Raw genomic sequence first — 19,400 nt, forward strand, 5'->3', positions numbered from 1 at the left:
TTCGATGGTGCCGACCGCTGGACGCCCGCCGCAGACCTCGTTGCGGATCGGGCCGCACGCGGTGGATCCGCCGGTGGTGCTCGCGCCGATGGCCGGGATCACGAACGTGGCGTTCCGCCGGTTGTGCCGGGAGTACGGCGCCGGGCTCTACGTCTGCGAGATGATCACCAGCCGGGCGCTGGTGGAGCGGCATCCGCAGACCATGCAGATGATCACGTTCGACGCCGATGAGCGGCCCCGGTCGATGCAGCTGTACGGGGTCGATCCGGTGACGATGGGGCAGGCCGTCCGGATGATCGTGGACGAGGACCTGGCCGATCACGTGGACATGAACTTCGGCTGCCCGGTGCCGAAGGTCACCCGGAAGGGCGGGGGCTCCGCGCTGCCCTACAAGCGGCGGCTGTTCGAGGACATCGTCACCGCTGCCGTGCGCGCCGCCGAGCCCGCGGGCATCCCGGTGACCGTGAAGTTCCGCATCGGCATCGACGACGAGCACCTCACCTACCTGGACGCGGGCCGGATCGCGGAGGCCTCGGGGGCGGCGGCGGTGGCGCTGCACGCGCGGACCGCGGCGCAGCGCTACTCGGGGACCGCCGACTGGTCGACGATCACCCGCTTGAAGGAGACCGTCCGCAGCATCCCGGTGCTGGGCAACGGCGACATCTTCAGCGCCGACGACGCCTTGCGGATGCGTGCCGAGACCGGATGCGACGGCGTCGTCGTCGGCCGCGGCTGCCTGGGACGGCCGTGGCTGTTCCGCGACCTGCAGGCCGCGTTCGCGGGTCGCGAGATCCCGCCGGGCCCGAACCTCGGCGAGGTCTGCCGGGTGCTGCGCCGGCACGGCGAACTGCTGAGCGAGCACATGGGCGAGCAGAAGGGCGTTCGCGACCTGCGCAAGCACATGGCGCAGTACCTGCGCGGCTTCCCCGTCGGCTCCGACCTGCGGCAGCGGTTCGGGATGGTGTCCACCCTCGCGGAGCTCGACGACCTGCTGGCCGACCTGGACCCGGACGTGCCGTTCCCCTCCGAAGCCGAAGGCCCTCGCGGGCGGCAGGGATCCGCGGGCAAGGTCGTGCTGCCGGAGGGCTGGCTCGACGACCCCGAAGACCGCTGCGTCCCCGCCGGCGCCGAGGTCGACCACAGCGGCGGCTGACGCGGGGATGCGCAGCGCACTCCTGTGCCTCGCGGCGTGCGCGCTGGCGAGTTGTGCCAGCGCGCCGCAAGCGCCGACGTGGCCGCAGCAGGTCCGCGCGCACTTCGACGCGAACAACGCCGCGGCGCGGGCGGGGGCCTCGCGGCAGCAGGACTTCTTCGCCCGCACCCAGCACCCCGACTACCGGGACCTCACGTGCGAACTCGACGGGCTCACCGTGGAGCTGGACCCGGCGCTGAGCACGCTGCGCCGCGATCCCGGCTTCGCCCCGGACCGCACCGGGCCCCCGCGCGGCGAGATCTGGGCGGTGGGCGTGGAAGTAACGGTCCGCGAGCGGGGCGCGATCATCGGCAGGCAGATCGGAACGCAGCACCTGGTGCTGCTCGACGGGCGGGTGCACGGGTTCGCGCCCTGCCCCGGCGAGGCCCCATGACCCGGACGGAGAACCACGACGTGCGCAGCCGTGACCGGGAACACGCCCCCACCTGTTCGTCCGTGCGGGTGGGGAGGCACCGTTTCGCTTCCACCCGATCTCCTGGCCCGGTACACACCAAGACAGCCCGGCTACGTGAGACGCACTCACCAATTCGGAGCAAAGGCTGGTAAGCCGGATGAGCGAATTCCCGAGTACGCGCGTCCCGGCGCCTCAAGCGACCCGCCGGAGCCGACGACACCACGGACGGGAGGTGACAGCGATGACCGGATTGCGCGACGGTGTCGCCGGACCCGAACCGCTGCGCGAAGACGTCGCGCGCTCGCTGTGCCCCGCGCCGGCACCACCACCGGACCTCGGCCCCCGGCGCACGCGCCACGACCTCGCCAACGAGGGCGGGATGGTGGAGCTGCACGAGTCGATCGCCGCACTGCTCGCCTCCCGCGGCCAGTGGCGACAGGCCTACCACCACCTGCGCTCCGCCCTGGACCTCCTCTCCACCGAGGACACGCCGCGAGTCCCGGAGCAGCTGCGGCACGAGGTGAACCGGCTGCGCCGCGAGCACGCCGAGGCGCGCGAGCAGAGCCTGCGGGACAGCCTCACCGCCAGCTACAACCGCCGCTACCTGGACGAGCGCCTCGCCGACCTGCTGGCCGTGGACGGCACCGGCGGACTCGCCGTCGGGCTGGTCGACCTGGACTGGTTCAAGCAGGTCAACGACACCTACGGGCACCTGCTGGGGGACCGGGTGCTGCAGCGGGTCGTGGAGCTGCTGCAGGAGGCGCTGCCCTCCGGTTCGTTCTGCGCGCGCTACGGCGGCGAGGAGTTCGTGCTCGTGCTGCCGACCATCGACGCCGCCCGGGCGGTCGCGGTGTGCGAGGCGGCCCGCATCCGCATCGAGCGGTACCCGTGGACCCAGCTCGCCCCGGGGCTGCGGGTGACCGTGAGCATCGGCATGGCGCACGAGACGGGGACCGGCCAGCACGCCTCCCCGGCCGCGACGGCCGAGCAGCAGCTGATCGGGGCGGACGCGCTGCTGTACGCGGCGAAGCAGTCCGGGCGCAACGCCGTCGCGTACCGCTCGGCGAGCGAGGTCCGCATCGCGGGCCTGGGCGAGGAACGCCGGACCGGAGCCAGGTTGCTCGGTTACTGACGGCGATCGCATTCGAACGTGAAGTGCCTACTGACGGTGTATGCGCCGGTCAGTCCATGTCACACGGCTGGCCGCTGATGCAGGCATTCACAGGGAATCGTGCACTGATTGTGAAGAAATTGTCGCCCACTATCGTCAGTTCGGGCGTCCGGCCGTACTATCTCGGAAGCGTTGAGCGATAGGACTTCGGGGAGTCGACCGCTGACGCCCAGTACCGAACGACGACACCATCGACTTCGACGGTGGGGAGGGACCACGGGTGCCGCAGGACCCCCGGCACGGCCAGCACGGGCACCACAGTCCCCACCAAGACGGGGGCCCGGACGAGGACAACGCCCCCGACCAGCAGTCCGGGCGCCGCCGACGCGCGTTAGGCGACGACGGCACCGGCGGTACGCGGGTGTTCGACCTGCTCTCCAAGCACGGCAAGTCGCCCGGCGCGGCCACCGGTTCGCACCGCAGGGCCGCTGAGCCCGAAGCGCCGGAGAGCGGCGGCCGCCGGGCGCGTCCTCCGCAGCAGCCACCGGCCCAGCAATCGCAGCAAGCGCCCCAGCCCGGCTCGCAGTCCGGTCCCCAGCCCGGCTCGCACGCGCAGCAGGCTCCCGCGCAGACCCCGCCCCGGCGCCCGGGTCGCGGCGGCCCGCCTCCGGAGCGCCGCTCGGACTGGACCCCGCCGGAATCGGCCTCCCGGCCGCCGGCCGGGCGCACCCGCTCCGCGGCGCCGGGCCGCCCGAACGAGGGCAGGCACTCCGAGCCGCGCGGCCAGCAGCAGCCCCCGCCGAACCGGCAGGCTCCCCAGCGCCCGCAGCAGCCCGCGTCGCAGCCTCCCGCCGCCTCGGCCCCCGCCGCGCCGCCGCAGGGGCCGCAGCAACCCGCTCAGCCGCAGCAGGACCAGTCGGCGTCGGAGTGGTCGGCCCCCGCTCGCCCGCAGGACCGGGCGCAGGCGCCGCAGGAGCCCCGCCCCGGCGGGCACCGCGGTTCCGAGCCGCCCGCGGAGCAGGCCGAGGGTCGTTCCCGGCCCGGCCACCCGCAGACCGGCAGGCAGCGCGCTCCCGGCCGCGCGCAGCGGCCGCCGCAGCGCCCGACCGGCAGGCCGAGCCCGCAGCAGGCCGCGGCGAGCGCGCTCGGCGCCGCCGGGCAGGCCGAGCCCACCAAGATCTCCCAAGCCCTCTCCGGCGACGAGTCCGAGGCGCCGCGACAGCGGCCGGAGGCCCCGGCCGAGCAGCCGCAGGCCCGGCCGGCCCGGCCGGGTCGCCCGGGACGCGCGGCACCGGCCGCCGACCCCGAGGCGACGGCGGTGGTCCCCGCCGTCCCGGCCGAGCCCGAGGCACCGGCCGCGGAGGAGACCAAGGTCGCCCGCGTCCCGGCCACGCCCCCGGAGCGCAAGAAGCCGGGGCGAGCGAAGCCCGAGCAGAAGCCGGACGACCCGGCGGCGGCCGAGGAGACCGCGATCGTCGCCCCGGTCGACGGTGCGGGCGACAGCGACGAGATCCGGCAGATCGACGCGACGCTGGCCCGGTTCTCCGCCGTGCACGACGAGATCGCCATCGAGGAGGACGCGCGGCGCAAGAAGTACTCGTGGCTGTTCGGGATGCGCAAGGAGCCCGAGCTGGGCCGCGACATGCCGTTCGACTTCGTGGAGGGCCGCGAGGCCGGCTCCTCCCGGATGGACTGGAAGAAGGAGCAGCGCAAGCGCCGCACCATCCGCATCCTCAAGGCGCTCGCCGTCGCCGCCGCGCTGACGATCTTCGTCGCGACCGGCATCGGCTGGAGCGCGAAGGCGTGGGTGGACGCGAAGTTCAAGGACATCGCCGCGCTCGACCCGAACTCCTCGTCCATCAAGGACATCTCGAAGCAGTCCGGTGACCGCAACTTCCTGCTGCTGGGCTCGGACACCCGCGCCGGGTCGACCGAGGCCGACGGCGTCGGCAACACCACCGACGAGCCCGGTGCCCGCGCCGACTCGACGATGATCGCGCACATCCCGGCGGACCGGAGCCGGGTGCTGGTGGTCTCGTTCCCGCGCGACCTCCAGGTCGACATCCCGGCCTGCGAGCGCTGGAACCCGGAGACCGGCGAGTACACCGGCGAGCAGGTCGCGCCGCGCCCCGCGACGAGGCTGAACGAGGCCTACGCGGTCGGCGGCCCGAAGTGCACCACCAAGGTCGTGCAGCAGCTGTCCGGGCTGTCGGTGACGAACTTCCTGGGCATCGACTTCCAGGGCTTCAAGTCCATGGTGGACGCGATGCACGGGGTGGAGATCTGCTCCACGATCCCGATCGTGGACCGCAAGCTCGGCGTGGTGCTGCCGGAGGCGGGACCGCAGACGCTGACCGGGACGCAGGCGCTGAACTACGTGCGCGCCCGCTACGTGGAGGGCGACCCGACCTCGGACTACGGCCGGATGCAGCGCCAGCAGCTGTTCCTGTCCTCGCTGCTGCGCAAGGCGATGTCCGGCCAGGTGCTGATGGACCCGGCGAAGCTGGGCGGTTTCGTGGACGCGGTGGCGGCGAACACGTTCGGGGAGAACGTGGGCACCGACCAGCTGATCGAACTCGGTCGCTCGATGCAGGGCATCGACGCCGGCAAGATCACCTTCATCACGGTGCCCACCACCGGCTACGCGAACGACGAGGGCATGGAGGAGCTCGACCAGGCCGACGCGGCCGGGCTGTTCCGGGCCATCATCGAGGACGCCCCGATCTCGCCCCCGGGAGGAGCGCCGGGTGCAGCGGGCGGCGCCGGGCCGGCCGCGACCGCGCCGGCCGCGTTCGGACCGGGGCTGACCGCGAAGCCCTCGGACGTGCCGGTGCGGGTGGTCAACGCCTCCGGTCGGGACGGGCTCGCCGGTCGCACCTCGGAGGAGCTGGGCGGAGCGGGCTTCGTGGTGACCGGCTCGGGGACGCGGGACGCGACGAGCGAGCGGACCGTGGTCCGGCACGGCGCGGCGAACGCCGCCGCGGCGAAGCTGCTGGCGTCCTCGGTCCCCGGGGCCACGACGGAGCAGGACCCGGCGGCCGGGAACGAGCTGGTGCTGGAGCTGGGCACCTCGTTCCAGGGCGGGGTGCGGGCGCCGGGGCCGGTCGAACCGACTCCTCCCGCGGACCTCTCCACGGTCAACGCGGGCGCTGACGTGTGCGGCTGAGACCCCGTCCGGCGGTGTCCGTTTTGCTCCGTTCCCGCCTTGTTGTCGCAGGTAGTCGTCTGCTCGAATGGTGAGCCCGGCGGAACCGCCCGAACGGCGCCATCATCGTCCGTTCACCGGTGGTTCACCAGCGAGCGTCTTGTCCGATTCTTCGCGGAAGTAGGGTGACCGACATGCGTGAGGTCTACCAGGAACAGCTCGGCGATCTCGCCGAGGAGCTCGCCTCGATGTCGACCATGGTCGGAACGGCGATGGAGCGGGCCACGAGGGCACTGCTGGAGGCCGATCTCTCCCTGGCCGAACAGGTCATCGAGGAGGACGTGCACGTCGACGAGGCGCGGGCCCGCGCCGAGGAGCAGGCGTTCGGCTTGCTGGCCTTGCAGGCGCCCGTGGCCGGCGATCTGCGCACCGTCATCGCCACCATCCACGCGGCGGAGGACCTGGAGCGCATGGGTGACCTGGCGCTGCACGTCGCGAAGGCCGCCCGCCGCCGCCATCCGCAGCCGGTGCTGCCGGAGCAGGTGCGCGATTACTTCGCGGAGATGGGCCGCGTGGCCGTGGAGCTCTCGGGGCGCGCCGCCGAGGTCATCCGCTCCCGCGACATCGAGGCCGCCCGCGCGCTGGAGGACGCCGACGACGCGGTGGACGACCTGCACCAGCACCTGTTCACCGTGATGATGCGGCCCGACTGGTCGCACGGGGTGGCGGCCGCCGTGGACGTGACCCTGCTCGGCCGGTTCTACGAGCGGTTCGCCGACCACGCGGTCGCCGTGGGGCGCCGGGTCGTGTTCACCGTCACCGGGAGCATGCCGACCAGCTGAGCCACCGCACCGACCAGGCCCGCCGAGCCGTCCTTCTTTCGAGGGAAGTTCGGCGGGCTTTTCCGCGCGGTCGGGTCACCGGCTGTGTCCGCCCCTGTCCGGAGGGCCGCTGAACTGCGCGAACAGGATCCGAAACGGCAAACGACGTATTAATACTCGGTCTCGCCAGTCGTTTGGGCCGAATGCCGTGTGCGATCGTCGTGCCGTGACCAGCACCGACGTCTCGCCCCCCGTCCCCGTCGCAGCGGAGGCCGAGGGTGCATAACAGTCCGACCGTGCACCGCCGCCGCCTGGGCGGAGAGCTCCGCAAGCTCCGGGAGACCGCGGGCCGCACGCACCGCGAGGTCGCCGCCCACCTGGACTGCTCGCAGGGCAAGATCAGCCAGATCGAGCTGGGCCGCGTGCCGGTGCGCACCTCCGACGTGCGGCTGATGGCCGAGTTCTACGGCATCAGCGGCGAGCGGATCACCGAGCTCGTCGAGCTGGCCCAGGGCTCCAAGGAGCGCGGCTGGTGGCAGCGGTACCCGACGACGGCGCAGCGCCCCGGCTTCGAGACGCACCTGGGGCTGGAGACCGCGGCGAAGGCGGTGAGCTGCTTCGGCGCCGATCCCGTCCCGGAGCTGCTGCAGACCGCGGAGTACGGCACCGCGCTGTTCGGCGCCGAGCTGCGCCCGCCCGCCGAGCCGGACCGCCAGGAACGTCTCACCGTCACGACCACCCGCCAGCAGCGGCTGCTCGGGGCCGAGCCGCTCGAGCTGTGGGCGGTGCTGGACGAGGCCGCGCTGCGCCGCGGCGTCGGCGGCCCGGTGGTGATGCGCCAGCAGCTCGAACACCTGGTGCTGCTCGGCTACCGGCGCAACGTGACGATCCAGGTGCTGCCCTTCGGCCACGGCGGGCACCCGCTGATGGGCGAGCGGATCGCGGTGTTCTCGTTCCCCTCCGATGCCGACCCGCAGGTGGTGCACGTCGGCGACACCGCGGGCTCGCGCTTCCTGGACAAACCCGCCGACACCGGCGACTACCTGACCGCGTTCGAGAAGGTGTGCGGCATCGCGCTGCCCCCGAAGGAGTCCAGCGCGTTCATCTCGGCCATCGCCGACGACTGGAAGAGCTGACCGCACGCGACGGCGCCCGCCTCCGCGGGGAGGCGGGCGCCGGGATCGGGCTGCCGGGCGGGGCTGGTGCCGCCGCCCGGCAGCGGCGCAGCGGAGAGCGGCCCGGCCGCCTCGCACCGCCGCCGCGGCCGGTTCGCGGGCGCGGGCGACCTCAGCCGAAGCGGCCGGAGATGTAGTCCTCGGTCGCCTTCTGGCTGGGGTTCGAGAAGATCCGGCCGGTCTCGTCGATCTCCACGAGCTGCCCGGGCTCGCCCACGGCGCGCAGGTTGAAGAACGCGGTCTGGTCGCTGACCCGCGCCGCCTGCTGCATGTTGTGGGTCACGATGACGATCGTGTACTCCTGCTTCAGCGTGGCGATCAGGTCCTCGATCGCCAGCGTGGAGATCGGGTCCAGCGCCGAGCAGGGCTCGTCCATGAGCAGCACGTCCGGCCGCACGGCGATGGCCCGCGCGATGCAGAGCCGCTGCTGCTGACCACCGGAGAGACCGCCGCCGGGCTTGCCCAGCCGGTCCTTGACCTCCTCCCAGAGGTTCGCGCCGCGCAGCGCGCGCTCGGCGACCTCGTCGAGGTGCTTCTTGTTCTTCTCCCCGGACAGCTTCAGTCCGGCCACCACGTTGTCCCGGATGGACATGGTGGGGAACGGGTTCGGCCGCTGGAACACCATGCCGATGGTGCGGCGCACCTGCACCGGGTCGACCTGGGCGCCGTAGATGTCCTCGCCGTCGAGGAGCACCTTGCCCTCGACGCGGGCGCCCGGCACGACCTCGTGCATCCGGTTCAGCGACCGCAGCACGGTCGACTTGCCGCAACCGGAGGGGCCGATGAACGCGGTGACGCTGCGGGCCGGAACCTGCAAGGTCACGTCCTGCACGGCGTGGAACTTGCCGTAGTACAGGTTGAGGTCCTTGATGTCGAGACGCTTGGCCATGTGGGATCCGCCCCTACTTGGTCTTGACTGCGAACAACCGCGACAGCAGCGTGGCGACGAGGTTGATCAGCATGATGACGAGAACGAGGGTGAGCGCGGCGCCCCACATCCGGGCGTCCCCGGCGGGCGTGCCGGTCCCGCGCTCCATGTAGATGGTCAGCGGCAGCGAAGCGAGCTCTCCGCCGAACATGTTGTAGCTGATCGAGCTGGAGTAGCCGACCAGGATCAGCAGGGGCGCGGTCTCGCCCAGCACCCGGGCGAGGCCGAGCATGATGCCGGTGAGGATGCCGGAGAGCGCGGTCGGCAGCACCACCTTGACGATGGTCTTCCACTTCGGCACGCCCAGCGCGTAGGACGCCTCGCGCAGCTCGTCCGGGACGATCAGGAGCATCGTCTCGGTGACCCGGACGACCACCGGCACCATGAGCAGCACCAGCGCGAGGGCCACCGCGAAACCACTCCGGTTGAGGCCGAACGTCGTGATCCACAGCGCGTAGATGAACAGGCCGGCCACGATCGACGGCAACCCGCTGAGGATGTCCACGGTGAAGGTGGCGGCCTTGGCGAACCGCGAGTTCCGCCCGTACTCGATCAGGTAGATCGCGACCAGCACGCCGAGCGGGACCGAGATCAGCGCGCACACCAGCCCTTCGAGCAGGGTGCCCGCGAGCGCGTGGTTGATGCCGCCGCCGAAGTCGGTGGGGAGCAACCCGTTGAAGGAGTGGCTCCACCACTCGGCGCTGAGCACCGGGGCCAGACCGCGCTGGAGCAGGGTCGCCAGGACCCACAGCAGCGGGATCACCGCGATCACGAACGCGAGGGTGAACACCGAGGTCGCGAGGTGGTTCCGGAACTTGCGCCCGAAGCTGAGGTGCTGGAACGCCGGCGTGGCCGCGGGCCGCTCGACGTCGGCCAAGCCCGTTGTCATGCTTTCCCCTTACCGCTGGCGCTCTCGATCCACCGGGCGAGCGCGTTGACCGCGAAGGTGATGATGAACAGCACCAGGCCCGCCGAGATGTAGGCGCCGACCTGCATGTTGTTGTTGAACTCGCCGGAGCCGAGCGCGATCTTGGAGGCGAAGGTCGCCCCCGCGTCGAAGATGCTGTACGACGGGCCGCTGTTGACCGAGCTGAGGATGACGGTCAGCGCCACGGTCTCCCCGAGCGCACGCCCCAGGCCGAGCATCGAACCGCCGATGAAGCCGTTGCGCCCGAAGGGCCACACCGTCGTGCGCACGACCTCCCAGCGGGTCGCGCCCAGCGCCAGCGCGCCCTCGACGTGCGCGTTGGGGGTCCGCTGGAAGACCTCCCGGCTCACGCCGGTGATGGTCGGCAGGATCATCACGGCGAGGACGATGCCCGCGGTGAAGACGTTCGCGCCGCTGTTCGCCGGCGCGTTGCCGTCGGCGAAGACCGGCACCCAGCCGAGGTGGGTGTTCAGCCAGGTCGCCAGCGGCTTGAGCACCGGGCCCAGCACCAGCACGCCCCACAGGCCGTAGATCACCGAGGGGACGGCGGCGAGCAGGTCGACGACGTAGGCGAACGGCCGCGCCAGCGACCGGGGCGCGTACTGGGTCAGGAACAGGGCGATCCCGCAGGCGACCGGCATCGCGAGCACCAGCGCGACGAGCGAGCTCGCCACGGTCACCCAGGCCAGGTCGGCGATGCCGAACTGGAGGTTCTCCGGGTCGGAGGTGTTCCACACCCGGCTGAACAGGAAGTTGACCTGGTCCGCCTGGAGGGACGGCACCGCGCGGACCAGCAGGAAGATCCCGATCGCCGCGATCAGCGCGACGACGAAGACCCCGGATCCGGTGGCCAGGGATTGGAATACGCGATCACCGATGCGGACGACCTTCTTCGGTTCGTCCGCGACGGGCGCTTCGGGAGCGGAAATGACGGCCTCCGGTCCGGAACGGGACGCCGAAACGCCCGTGCGGGCACCGGTTCCTCCGGTGCCCGCCGGGCCCTGATCGGCTCTGGTCGAGTCGTTCACTGCTACGCGCAGCCTCTCACCTCGTGGTGGGCCGATTTCAGGGCGACCGTCACGCGATGGCGTTGACGGCGCCCAGCACCTTCTGCTTGAACGCCTCGGGCAGCGGGACGTACCCGGCCTTCTCCAGCTGCGCGGCGTCGGCGTTGGCCGCCACCGTCAGCACGGCCTTGACGGCCTTGGCGGTCTCCGGGTCGTAGCCCTTCGAGCACACGATCTCGTAGGTGTTCAGCACGATCGGGTAGACGCCGGGCTGGTCGTTGCCGTAGATCGAGTCGAGGTTCACGCGGAGGTCGTTGCCCTCGCCCTCGATCTGCGCGCCGTCGATGGCCTTGCCGACGTTCGCGGTGTTCAGGTCGACCGGGCCCGCGCCACTGTCGATCTTGGCGATGCTCAGGCCGAGGTTCTTCGGGAAGGACCACTCGACGTAGGTGATCGCGCCGGGGGTCGCCTTCACCGACTGGGCGACCTGGTCGCTGCCCTCGCGGCCCTGGCCGATGCCGGGGCCGGCCTGGAACTGCTTGCCCTCGCCCTTCCAGGCACCGCCGGTGGCGGTGCTCAGGTACTTCTGGAAGTTGTCCGAGGTCCCGGACTCGTCGGAGCGGAAGAAGGGGACCACGTCGAGGTCGGGCAGCTGCTTGCCCGGGTTCAGCGCGGCGACCGCCGGGTCGTTCCACTTGGTGATCTGGCCCTGGTACATCTTGGCGATCACGTCGGCGTTGAGCGCCAGGTCGTCGGCGCCCTCGACGTTGTAGGAGATCGCGATCGGGCCGAAGACCATCGGGATGTTCCACGCCTGGTTGCCCTGGCAGCGCTCGGCCGCCTTGGCGACCTCGCCGTCCGCCTCGTCCAGCGGCGAGTCCGAGCCGCCGAAGTCGATCTGCCCGGCGGTGAAGGCGGCCACGCCCTTGCCGGAACCGGACTTCGTGTAGTTGAGCTGCTGGCCCTGGCAGGCCATCCCGTAGTCCCGGGCGAACACGTCCATGGCGTTCTTCTGCGCCGAGGATCCCTCCGCGGAGACGGGCTTGGTGCCGCACTCGACGTCGAGGTTCGCCAGGGCCGGGTTTCCCCCGCCCTGGGGAACGTTCTGGTCGGTACCGCAGGCGGACAGCACGAGCGTGCCCGCCGCGAGGAAGCCGAGCGCAGCACTGTGCCGCTTGATCTTCACTTCGTTCCTCCAGCTCAAGGAAACACCGTGGACGCGGCACGCCGCCGCGCTCAGGGGAACGCTAAGCAGCGGGGGTGGATGCGCGTCATGCAGGAAGTGAACGAGAGGTGAACATGGCACGCTTAGTAAGCAGCGCCACGTTCCAACGGGTGATCACCCACCGTCCTGCGATCCGGTCGTTCGCAACCAGTGATCGGGACGGCACGGACGGATCACCTCCCGAACTGCACGTCCAGGTCGGTCCGCTCGAAACCGAGCCGCTGGTAGACCTTGATGGCCGGAGCGTTGTCCCCCTCGACGTAGAGCAACACCCGGGAACAGCCCAGCTCACGCAGGTGGCGCAGCCCGGCCGAGGTCAGCGCCTTGCCGAGGCCGCTGCCCTGCGTGTCCGGGTCGACTCCGACGACGTACACCTCACCCGCGCCGTCCGGGTGCACCTTGGTCCAGTGGAAGCCGAGCAGCGCGTCCTGCCCGTCCACCGCGAGCAGGAACCCGGCCGCGTCGAACCAGTCCTCGCCCTCCTTCTCGCGCAGGTCCGCCTCGGTCATCCCGCCCTGCTCCGGATGCCAGCGGAACGCGCGGTGGTTCACCCGCACCACGGCGGCCTCGTCCTCGCCGGGGCGGAACGACCGGATCGACACCGACTCCGGCAGCGGCACCACCGGCGGCTCGTGGACGGTCAGGTCCACGCCCATCCGCCACAGCTCGCGGGGCCGCGCGAAGCCGAACCGCTCCGCCAGCCGAACCGCTCCGGGATGCTCGCCGTGCGACCAGATCCGCAGGCGGCCGGAATCCCCCGCCGCGTCCGCGGCGAGGTCCGCGCGCTCCAGCAGCGCCTCGACCAGCCGGGTGCCGACCCCGGCGCGCCGGTGCCCGGGATGCACCGCGAGCTCGGCCACCAGGGGCCCCGAGCCCTCCTGCTCGGTGTCCAGGTGGGCGTAACCCGTCAGCGCGCCCGCCGCGTCGCGCACCACGAAGTGCTCCGAGCGCACGTCGGCCTGCACCGGCTCGATCTGCTGCATCACGTCCCGGTGCGCCCGCAACCGCATGAGCACGTGCTCACCGGCCGGGGCCACCCCGTCGGCCTCCTCGGCCGCGCCGAGCAGCGCGACCACCTCGGCCACCTCGTCCTCGTCCAGTCCGTTCCGCCACGTCAGCTGCACGGCACCGACGTTACCCATCGCGGGCCCCGCCGCACACGGCGCGAACGCACCGCCGCCCCCGGGCCGAGCGGCGCGGGGGCGGTGCGGGGTGCGGTCGTGGTCAGGCGTGCGAGGCGATGATGGCCTCGGCCTCGGTCACCGCGGCGGAACCGCTGACCGCCGGGACCTGCTGGCCGGACCGGGCCGGGCGGACGAACTTGTAGCCCACGTTGCGGACCGTGCCGATCATCGAGTCGTACTCGGCGCCGAGCTTCGCGCGCAGCCGCCGGACGTGCACGTCGACCGTGCGGGTGCCGCCGAAGAAGTCGTAGCCCCAGACCTCCTGCAGCAGCTGCGCCCGGGTGAACACCCGGCCCGCGTGCTGCGCCAGGTACTTGAGCAGCTCGAACTCCTTGTAGGTGAGCTCCAGCGCGCGGCCCTTGAGGCGCGCGGTGTAGGTGGCCTCCTCGATCACGAGGTCGCCGACCGCGAGCGAACCGTCGGAGTGGGCGCCCTCGCTGCTGCGGCGGGTGGTCAGCAGGCGCATCCGCGCGTCCACCTCGGCCGGGCCCGAGCTCGGCAGCAGGATGTCGTCCACGCCCCACTCGGCGCTGATCGTGACGAGGCCGCCCTCGTTCACCACGGCGATCACCGGCGCGTCCCCGGCGGACAGGACCCGGCACAGGTCCCGCGCCCCGGCGAGGTCGTGGCGCGCGTCGACCAGCACGACGTCGTGGGTGCCCGCGGAGAGGATCGCGCCGGGCTCGGGGGGGAGCACGCGAACCCGGTGCGGCAGCAGGGCCAGCGCGGGCAGCGCGGCTTCGCCGTTCTGGTCGCCGGTCAACAGCAGCAGTTCGGAACTCATGGGCGCCTCCCGTCCCAGGCCCAGCACCGAAGCGTCGGGCTCGCGGGGGTCTCCCGGCCTGCGCGTGCGACCGGGTAGACCCGGCTTCGTTGCCTGTGGATGCCAAGCAGAATAACCCCGATGAGTGCGATAACCCCAGGTGAAACCGACCGCGTCACAATTGTGAATCCCCCGCGACCCCGTGTTGCGCCGATGTTTCGGCCGCGCCCGGTCACGCTCGCCGCCGCCGACGGCGTGCGGCTGCACGGGCTGCTCCAGGACGGCCCGCCGGGCTGTGACCTGGCGTTCGCCGTGGGACACGGGTTCACCAACCACACCGGCAAACCGGCCGTCCGGCGCGTGCTGCGGCGACTCGCCGCGCACGGCTCGGTGCTCGCCGTGGACTTCCGGGGCCACGGGCTCTCGGCCGGCTTCAGCTCGGTCGGCCCGGCCGAGGTGCAGGACATGACGGCCGCGCTGACCCGGTTGCGCGCCCTCGGCTACCGGCGGGTGGCGAGCATCGGGTTCTCGCTGGGCGGTTCGGTCGCCCTGCGGCAGGCGGCGCTGGCCGCGCCGGCGGACCGGCCGGACGCGATGGTCTCGGTGAGCGGCCCCGCGCGCTGGTGGGTGCGCGACACCCCGGCGATGCGCCGGGTGCACTGGCTGCTGGAGCAGCCGCACGGCCGGTGGGCGGCGCGGCTGCTCGGGGTGCGGCTCGGCGCGGAGTGGGCGGAGGTCCCGGCCTCGCCGATCGAGCTCGCCGGGCGCCTCGCACCGACCCCGTCGCTGCTGGTGCACGGCACCGCGGACCACTACTTCCCGGTGGCCGACGCCGAGGCGCTGCACGCCGCCGCGGGCGGCGAGCTGTGGCTGGAGGAGGGGATGCGGCACGCCGAGAGCGCCGCCTCCCCCGAGCTGCTGGACCGGATCGCCGCCTGGGTCGGTAGCCGGGTCCCCGCGACCGGCGCCGGGTGAGCTCCCGGGACGTTGTTGCCCAGCGCACCTGTCGGTGGTGGCCCGGCGGGTGCGAAGGTGAACGGGATCAACCCGATCCGAGATCTCGACAGAACGGACCGCTCGCGGTGAAGAAGCTCGTCGTCACCCTCGTGCTCGCCCTCGGACTGCTGATCGTCGCCGACTACGGCGCGGCTTCGGTGGCCGAGTACCAGGTCTCGCAGCGGGTCCGCGAGCAGCTGGACCTGGAGGAGGACCCGTCGGTGCGGGTGCACGGCTTCCCGTTCCTCACCCAGGCCGTCGCCGGGGACTACCGGGACGTGGAGCTGGAGGCGAAGGCGGTGCGGGTCGGCCAGCTCAGCGAGCTCGGCGTGGAGGCCAACCTGCACCACGCGCGGATCGGGCTCGGTGACGTCATCGCCGGGACGGCCGACGAGATCCGGGTGGACGAGCTGGTCGGGCGGGTGAAGCTGAAGTCCTCCGACGTGGGCCGCTTCATCGGCATCACCGACCTCACGATCAACCCGGCGCCGAAGAGCGCGCTGGACGAGCCGGTGGACGGCAACGAGGGCTCCGGCAGCGCTCCCGAGGGCGGGACGAGCGACCAGAGCCGGGCCGCGGTCGCGCTGGACGGCTCGCTGGACATCGCGGGCAACGACGTGCGGGTCAAGGTGACCGCCGTGCTGTCGCTGCTCAACGGCCAGCTCACCATCGAGCCGAAGAAGCTGGACATCGCCGACCAGGCTCTCGAAGAAATCCCGCTGGGGGACGTGTTCGAGAAGTCGATCCTCCAGCAGTTCACCACCACCATCGACCCGGGCGCGCTGCCCTTCGAGGTCACCCCCACCGCGGTCCGGGTGGAGCGCGGCGCGCTGGTCATGGCGGGCACCGCGAACGACGTGACGATCGGTTCGGACGGGGTGACCACCGGATGACCGGCTGGATCGCGCTGCTGGTCGCGGTGGCCGCGGCGCTCGGCTACGGGCTGTTCTGGCGGTCCCGGGAGGGTCGGGTGCGCCCGGCCGGGAAGAACGGCGCGGCGGCGGGCGTTGCACCGGCCGTGCCCGATCACCTGCCCGACGGCCTGCGCGACCGGCTCGGTCCTCCCGGCGACGGGGCCGGGGTGACGCTGCTGCAGCTGTCCTCGGCGTTCTGCGCGCCGTGCCGCCACACCCGCCTGCTGCTGTCGCACCTCGCGGAGCGCACCGAGGGGGTGCGGCACGTGGAGGTCGACCTCACCGACCACCCCGAGTGGTCCACCCCGCTGCGGGTGCACCGCACGCCCACCACGCTGGCGCTGGACGGCGCCGGCCGCGAGCTGTTCCGGGTGGGCGGTGTGCCGCGCCGCGAGGAGCTCGCCGCCGCTCTCCGGCCGCACCTGCCGTGATCGCCCGAATGCTGGGACGACGTCCCGGCGCGAGCACCGGCCCCGCGCCGGAGCGTCCTCGACGACGGCCGGACGCTCCTCGTGCGCTGCGGGTTCGGTCCGCCTTCGCCGCACGCCGGAGCGACCGCCGCGTCTCACCCAGTGAACGATCTTCCCGCCGATCGGCCGGGACGGGTAACCTGCGAAGCGTGCGCGTACTGCTGACCCGACGGCGCGCGGTGGACTTCTGCCGCGTCGGCAGCAGCCTGTGTCCGAGCCGCTGACCGGGCGGTAGCGCGGCGGCCCGCGGCGCTCCGGGAGCGATCTCCCGCGCAGCGACCCGCGCTCCGCACCACCGGGGCGACCAGGCGATCCGCCGGTCCCCGAGATCCGGTCCATCCCAGTCGGCACCGCTACGGAGGACACCCATGCCCGCCACCCTCGACCCGCGCGGAGTCCGCTTCACGGCCGCCGTCACGACCGTGATCCTGGCCGTCGGCCTGGTCACCGGGAGCTGGCGCGTGCTCGGCGCGCAGACGGTTCTGTTCGCGCTGTGCGCCTTCGTCGGCATGGGCCTCAACCCGTGGGGCGCGGTGTACCGCTCGACCGTGGCGCCGAGGCTGCCCGAGGTCTCCGAATCCGAGCGGGAGGCCCCGGCACCGGCGCGCTTCGCGCAGGGGGTCGGGTTCGCCTTCGCCCTGGTGGCCACCGTCGGCTACGCGCTGGAGTGGACGGCCGTGGGCGTGGTGGCCAACGCGCTCGCGCTGGTGGCCGCGCTGCTCAACGCGGCGTTCGGCTACTGCATGGGCTGCCAGCTGTACCTGGTGCTGCGCCGGTTCTCCCCGGCGAACCGGGCCCCCACCGGATGAGTCCGCAACACACGTGCAAGGAACGAGAACGAGAAGGAGTCGCTCGATGAGCCGTGCAGAGGTCCTGGTCTCCACCGAGTGGGCCGAGAAGAACCTGAACACCGACGGCGTGGTGTTCGCGGAGGTGGACGAGGACACGACCGCCTACGACGGCGGCCACATCCCCGGCGCCATCAAGCTGGACTGGCGCAACGACCTGCAGGATCACGTGCGCCGCGACTTCGTCAGCCGGGAGGGCTTCGAGAAGCTGCTCTCCGCCAAGGGCATCTCGAACGACGACACCGTGATCCTCTACGGCGGCAACAACAACTGGTTCGCCGCCTACGCCTACTGGTACTTCAAGCTCTACGGCCACTCGAACGTGAAGCTGATCGACGGCGGCCGCAAGAAGTGGGAGCTCGACGGGCGCGAGCTGGTCAAGGACGAGCCGAACCGCGCCGCCACCAGCTACCAGGCGCAGGAGCCCGACACCTCGATCCGCGCGTTCCGCGACGAGGTCGTCGACGCGATCGGCACTAAGAACCTGGTGGACGTGCGCTCCCCCGACGAGTTCGCCGGCAAGCTGCTCGCCCCGGCGCACCTGCCGCAGGAGTCCGCGCAGCGCGGCGGGCACATCCCGCAGGCGATCAACGTGCCGTGGAGCAAGGCGGCGAACGAGGACGGCACCTTCAAGTCCGACGAGGAGCTCGTCAAGGTCTACGGCGAGGCCGGCCTGGACGAGGCCAAGGACACCATCGCCTACTGCCGCATCGGCGAGCGGTCCTCGCACACCTGGTTCGTGCTCCGGGAGCTGCTCGGGCACGCCAACGTCAAGAACTACGACGGTTCCTGGACCGAGTACGGCTCGCTCGTGGGCGTGCCGGTCGAGAACCCCAGCCAGCAGGGAGCGTGAGCATGAGCCTGGACGGATGCGGAGCCCCGCAGCAGACGTCGACCGCCGTGGCCGAGGACACCGACCAGGTCGTCGTCAGCGGCAAGGTGCGCTCCGGCGCGGCGCCGGTCGGCGGTGCCTTCGTGCGGTTGCTGGACGCGACCGGTGAGTTCACCGCCGAGGTCGTGTCCTCGCCGGAGGGCGACTTCCGGTTCTACGCCGCGCCCGGTTCGTGGACGGTGCGCGCGCTGCACCGCGACGGCAAGGGTCAGTCGGACGTGTCCGCCTCCGGCCCGGGCGTGCACCCCGTCGACATCGCGGTGGCCTGAGCCGGAGCGTCCCGCCCCCGCGCGGGGGCGGGCGCCGGCGGTGTCGTCGCCCACCGGGCGGCGGCGGAGCCGCGAACCCGGACACCCGGCGAGCAGTCGGCTCCGAGCGGGAACGGCCCACCCGTCCGCCACCGAGCGGGGGTGGGCCGTTCCGCGCGTCAGGCGGCGGTGCGCGAGCGCAGCAGGGCGAAGGCGCGCTCGTCGCGGTCGGCGCGGCCGGGCTCGGAGCCCTCCTGGCAGCCGACGGTGACGAACTCGACGACCTCCCAGCCGGTGCGGTCGAACAACCGCTTCAGCCCGGCCTCGGAGAAGATCCAGAAGTTGGTGGCGTCGTCGTTCGCCTCCGCCGAGTCCAGCAGGTACGCGACCGGCTGCTCGCGCAGCGGCGTGCCGTCCGGCGCCTGGCGGGCGACGCGGGTGGACAGGAAGCACCGGTCGGCCCGCTTCGCGAGCGCCTCCAGCACGTAGAACGGGTTCTTCAGGTGGTAGAGCAGCCCCAGGAAGAACACCGCGCCGTAGCGCTCGGCGGGCAGCTCGAACTGCGAGTCCAGGTCGATCTCGTGCACCCGGACCGAGGAGGAGAGCTCCTCGACCAGGCGCCGCGCGCCGCGCAGCCCGTTGAAGTTCGTCGGCGCGTTGTCGATCACGTCGACCCGGCAGCCCAGGTCCTGCTCCAGGAAGAAGCCGAAGTCCCCGTCCGCCGCCCCGATGTCCGCGATCCGGCTGCCGGCCAGCGAGCCGAACACCGAGCGGTTCTCCCCGGACAGCAGGCGGTCCAGGTGGAAGACGTTCGCCATCGTGTCGTACGGGTACCACTCGAACTCGGCGGGCGCGATCTTCTCCTTGCGCGCGAGCAGGTCCTCGCGGAAGGCCAGCGCGCGGTCGCGCAGCGCGTCGAAGTCGGTCATGGTGGCCGGTTCCCCCTGTTCTGGCGGTCTGCTGCCTGCGAATCATGCCCGACGCCACACCCCGCGGGGAGCTCCCGGTGGTTATCCTTTGCGCGTGGACCTCATACCTTTCGTGCACTACGGCCTCGTCACGCTGCTCGCGATCGCCACGATCGCGGTCCTGTGGTTCGCCGGGTACGTGCTGTTCCGGCTCTACAACGACTGACCCG

Annotated in this window: 19 protein-coding genes; 12 read left to right on the forward strand and 7 right to left on the reverse strand. The window is 72.2% G+C overall.

Annotated elements, in window-relative coordinates; translation table 11 throughout:
- The first annotated feature begins 4 nt into the window (after positions 1–4).
- From dusB to ACL03H_RS14355, 6 genes are all read left to right on the forward strand, one after another.
- Positions 5–1,153: a tRNA dihydrouridine synthase DusB gene (dusB, locus tag ACL03H_RS14330; RefSeq protein ID WP_412811789.1), complete on the forward strand. Its 1,149-nt coding sequence runs from the start codon at positions 5–7 to the stop codon at positions 1,151–1,153.
- 7 nt (positions 1,154–1,160) lie between these two features.
- Positions 1,161–1,586 (forward strand): hypothetical protein, encoded by a 426-nt coding sequence (locus ACL03H_RS14335; protein WP_412811706.1) that lies wholly within the window; start codon positions 1,161–1,163, stop codon positions 1,584–1,586.
- Positions 1,587–1,848: 262 nt separating this feature from the next.
- Entirely contained in the window at positions 1,849–2,739 is an 891-nt protein-coding gene (locus ACL03H_RS14340; protein WP_412811707.1) for a GGDEF domain-containing protein, read from the forward strand.
- Between the two features lie 259 nt (positions 2,740–2,998).
- Positions 2,999–5,884 carry an LCP family protein gene (locus ACL03H_RS14345; protein ID WP_412811708.1) on the forward strand — a complete coding sequence of 962 codons (2,886 nt, stop codon included), beginning with the start codon at positions 2,999–3,001 and terminating at the stop codon, positions 5,882–5,884.
- 173 nt (positions 5,885–6,057) lie between these two features.
- Positions 6,058–6,705 carry a phosphate signaling complex protein PhoU gene (gene phoU / locus ACL03H_RS14350; RefSeq protein WP_412811709.1) on the forward strand — a complete coding sequence of 216 codons (648 nt, stop codon included), beginning with the start codon at positions 6,058–6,060 and terminating at the stop codon, positions 6,703–6,705.
- Between the two features lie 257 nt (positions 6,706–6,962).
- Positions 6,963–7,820 carry a helix-turn-helix domain-containing protein gene (locus tag ACL03H_RS14355; protein WP_412811710.1) on the forward strand — a complete coding sequence of 286 codons (858 nt, stop codon included), beginning with the start codon at positions 6,963–6,965 and terminating at the stop codon, positions 7,818–7,820.
- A gap of 151 nt (positions 7,821–7,971) precedes the next feature.
- Here ACL03H_RS14355 and pstB read toward each other — a convergent pair whose 3' ends face one another.
- From pstB to ACL03H_RS14385, 6 genes are all read right to left on the reverse strand, one after another.
- Entirely contained in the window at positions 7,972–8,748 is a 777-nt protein-coding gene (gene pstB / locus ACL03H_RS14360; protein WP_412811711.1) for a phosphate ABC transporter ATP-binding protein PstB, read from the reverse strand.
- Between the two features lie 13 nt (positions 8,749–8,761).
- Positions 8,762–9,676, reverse strand: a complete 915-nt coding sequence (gene pstA / locus ACL03H_RS14365; RefSeq protein ID WP_412811712.1) for a phosphate ABC transporter permease PstA — start codon at positions 9,674–9,676, stop codon at positions 8,762–8,764.
- Positions 9,673–10,644 carry a phosphate ABC transporter permease subunit PstC gene (gene pstC, locus ACL03H_RS14370; RefSeq protein WP_412811790.1) on the reverse strand — a complete coding sequence of 324 codons (972 nt, stop codon included), beginning with the start codon at positions 10,642–10,644 and terminating at the stop codon, positions 9,673–9,675. The genes pstA and pstC overlap by 4 nt, the downstream gene beginning before the upstream one ends.
- 148 nt (positions 10,645–10,792) lie before the next feature.
- A complete protein-coding gene (pstS, locus tag ACL03H_RS14375; RefSeq protein WP_412811791.1) occupies positions 10,793–11,908 on the reverse strand; it encodes a phosphate ABC transporter substrate-binding protein PstS in 1,116 nt (371 codons plus the stop codon).
- Positions 11,909–12,120: 212 nt separating this feature from the next.
- Positions 12,121–13,071: a mycothiol synthase gene (gene mshD / locus ACL03H_RS14380; protein WP_412811713.1), complete on the reverse strand. Its 951-nt coding sequence runs from the start codon at positions 13,069–13,071 to the stop codon at positions 12,121–12,123.
- 100 nt (positions 13,072–13,171) lie between these two features.
- Positions 13,172–13,915 carry a winged helix-turn-helix transcriptional regulator gene (locus ACL03H_RS14385; RefSeq protein WP_412811714.1) on the reverse strand — a complete coding sequence of 248 codons (744 nt, stop codon included), beginning with the start codon at positions 13,913–13,915 and terminating at the stop codon, positions 13,172–13,174.
- Positions 13,916–14,107: 192 nt separating this feature from the next.
- On the opposite strand from ACL03H_RS14385, the gene ACL03H_RS14390 reads away from it, so the two are divergent.
- The 6 genes from ACL03H_RS14390 to ACL03H_RS14415 all read left to right on the forward strand — a co-directional run bounded on the left by ACL03H_RS14390 (position 14,108) and on the right by ACL03H_RS14415 (position 18,283).
- Positions 14,108–14,869 (forward strand): alpha/beta hydrolase, encoded by a 762-nt coding sequence (locus ACL03H_RS14390; RefSeq protein ID WP_412811715.1) that lies wholly within the window; start codon positions 14,108–14,110, stop codon positions 14,867–14,869.
- Between the two features lie 107 nt (positions 14,870–14,976).
- Positions 14,977–15,783 (forward strand): LmeA family phospholipid-binding protein, encoded by an 807-nt coding sequence (locus ACL03H_RS14395; RefSeq protein ID WP_412811716.1) that lies wholly within the window; start codon positions 14,977–14,979, stop codon positions 15,781–15,783.
- Complete coding sequence (locus ACL03H_RS14400; RefSeq protein WP_412811717.1) at positions 15,780–16,235, forward strand: TlpA family protein disulfide reductase; 456 nt, start codon at positions 15,780–15,782, stop codon at positions 16,233–16,235. The genes ACL03H_RS14395 and ACL03H_RS14400 overlap by 4 nt, the downstream gene beginning before the upstream one ends.
- Before the next feature lie 407 nt (positions 16,236–16,642).
- A complete protein-coding gene (locus ACL03H_RS14405) occupies positions 16,643–17,083 on the forward strand; it encodes a DUF4395 domain-containing protein (RefSeq protein ID WP_412811718.1) in 441 nt (146 codons plus the stop codon).
- A gap of 46 nt (positions 17,084–17,129) precedes the next feature.
- Complete coding sequence (locus tag ACL03H_RS14410) at positions 17,130–17,975, forward strand: sulfurtransferase (protein ID WP_412811719.1); 846 nt, start codon at positions 17,130–17,132, stop codon at positions 17,973–17,975.
- A gap of 2 nt (positions 17,976–17,977) precedes the next feature.
- On the forward strand, positions 17,978–18,283 hold the full coding sequence (locus ACL03H_RS14415; protein WP_412811720.1) for a DUF1416 domain-containing protein: 306 nt from the start codon (positions 17,978–17,980) through the stop codon (positions 18,281–18,283).
- A gap of 158 nt (positions 18,284–18,441) precedes the next feature.
- Here ACL03H_RS14415 and ACL03H_RS14420 read toward each other — a convergent pair whose 3' ends face one another.
- Complete coding sequence (locus ACL03H_RS14420) at positions 18,442–19,191, reverse strand: class I SAM-dependent methyltransferase (RefSeq protein ID WP_412811721.1); 750 nt, start codon at positions 19,189–19,191, stop codon at positions 18,442–18,444.
- Between the last annotated feature and the right edge of the window lie 209 nt (positions 19,192–19,400).

This window comes from Saccharopolyspora antibiotica (assembly GCF_047200635.1).
Classification (GTDB): domain Bacteria; phylum Actinomycetota; class Actinomycetes; order Mycobacteriales; family Pseudonocardiaceae; genus Saccharopolyspora_C.

What these genes read in the sequence shown, in the direction of transcription:
- dusB (WP_412811789.1), top strand. Translation starts at nt 5, where the DNA reads ATGGTGCCGACCGCTGGACGCCCGCCGCAGACCTCGTTGCGGATCGGG.
- ACL03H_RS14335 (WP_412811706.1), top strand. Translation starts at nt 1,161, where the DNA reads ATGCGCAGCGCACTCCTGTGCCTCGCGGCGTGCGCGCTGGCGAGTTGT.
- ACL03H_RS14340 (WP_412811707.1), top strand. Translation starts at nt 1,849, where the DNA reads ATGACCGGATTGCGCGACGGTGTCGCCGGACCCGAACCGCTGCGCGAA.
- phoU (WP_412811709.1), top strand. Translation starts at nt 6,058, where the DNA reads ATGCGTGAGGTCTACCAGGAACAGCTCGGCGATCTCGCCGAGGAGCTC.
- pstB (WP_412811711.1), bottom strand. Translation starts at nt 8,748, where the DNA reads ATGGCCAAGCGTCTCGACATCAAGGACCTCAACCTGTACTACGGCAAG.
- pstA (WP_412811712.1), bottom strand. Translation starts at nt 9,676, where the DNA reads ATGACAACGGGCTTGGCCGACGTCGAGCGGCCCGCGGCCACGCCGGCG.
- ACL03H_RS14385 (WP_412811714.1), bottom strand. Translation starts at nt 13,915, where the DNA reads ATGAGTTCCGAACTGCTGCTGTTGACCGGCGACCAGAACGGCGAAGCC.
- ACL03H_RS14390 (WP_412811715.1), top strand. Translation starts at nt 14,108, where the DNA reads ATGTTTCGGCCGCGCCCGGTCACGCTCGCCGCCGCCGACGGCGTGCGG.
- ACL03H_RS14400 (WP_412811717.1), top strand. Translation starts at nt 15,780, where the DNA reads ATGACCGGCTGGATCGCGCTGCTGGTCGCGGTGGCCGCGGCGCTCGGC.
- ACL03H_RS14405 (WP_412811718.1), top strand. Translation starts at nt 16,643, where the DNA reads ATGCCCGCCACCCTCGACCCGCGCGGAGTCCGCTTCACGGCCGCCGTC.
- ACL03H_RS14410 (WP_412811719.1), top strand. Translation starts at nt 17,130, where the DNA reads ATGAGCCGTGCAGAGGTCCTGGTCTCCACCGAGTGGGCCGAGAAGAAC.
- ACL03H_RS14415 (WP_412811720.1), top strand. Translation starts at nt 17,978, where the DNA reads ATGAGCCTGGACGGATGCGGAGCCCCGCAGCAGACGTCGACCGCCGTG.
- ACL03H_RS14420 (WP_412811721.1), bottom strand. Translation starts at nt 19,191, where the DNA reads ATGACCGACTTCGACGCGCTGCGCGACCGCGCGCTGGCCTTCCGCGAG.